Origin of the sequence: Sneathiella sp. (genome assembly GCF_036960985.1) — a bacterium.
Lineage (GTDB): Bacteria > Pseudomonadota > Alphaproteobacteria > Sneathiellales > Sneathiellaceae > Sneathiella.
In genome coordinates this window covers 1-875 of sequence record NZ_JBALWD010000070.1, presented here as the reverse complement: position 1 = coordinate 875, position 875 = coordinate 1, and the positions used below count along the sequence as shown (strand labels likewise).

1 protein-coding gene is annotated in these 875 nt (G+C 44.5%); it reads right to left on the bottom strand.

Going from position 1 to position 875, the window contains the following annotated elements; all coding sequences use genetic code 11:
* Positions 1-662: 662 nt before the first annotated feature.
* A partial coding sequence (locus tag V7723_RS19715) for a hypothetical protein (RefSeq protein WP_335686214.1) occupies positions 663-875 on the bottom strand: 213 nt, incomplete at its 5' end.

Here is an 875-nt window from a genome sequence, read left to right as displayed (position 1 = left end):
CCATCATGGTTGGAGCAAAATGACACAAGTTGAACTCATAACAGACACCGGCAATAAGCGCGGAAGCCCACTTCTGGCAACTAAGAAACATGTGGTGACGCCATCTAGAATACTTCTATCTGGCAAAAAACATTCAAACTCTTAGCTCTTAACTCTGGTTGCAGTTCTGCGGTGGGCTATTAAACAGAATATTCATATCCGTGTCACAAATCTGGCACAATTGCTGACGGAAAACAGCGATTATCAGTAAATACCAGAGACACTCGATTCCAGAAAATCCTTTATTTTCTATATCGTTGCGGCTCCCCACCTCTCGTCATTACTCAAAAACATATTATTTGTAATCAACTGCTCTCCATCCCTATGTATCCAGAAATAAGTAACGGACTATTTGCACTTAATTGCAAATCCACTGGACTGATACAAACAACTGGTACAGAATTTACCCAAGCAAGGAGGCTATCTAGCTGTAACCTATTGACATAAAAGCGGCGGAAATTTGCGGCGGTTTCTCCCCGATCCTCCGCCACCTTATTGCAGAAAGTCATCTTCGTCGGAAGCTGCTTTTGAGCATTTAGCGGACCTTATATTCAACGAATACAGATGTCTGCTAATGACTCTAATCGGCAATGCAAGGTCCGACAGAAACGGTGAAACTTCAATTATACGGGCTTTTCCTGCCGGACGTCTGTGACGTTCCCACCTGAATCGATATTCATAGAATAGGCCTCCTTAATATTGGCGTGAGCGGACTCCACAGCACAAAACAGTTTAGTACCGTCCGTTCGCATCCGAACAGCTCCGTAAACTAAACGCTCAAATGCTCTGAAGGAAGGCTTGCGACTACCAGATGCAATGTCGACCAGTTCTCCGCC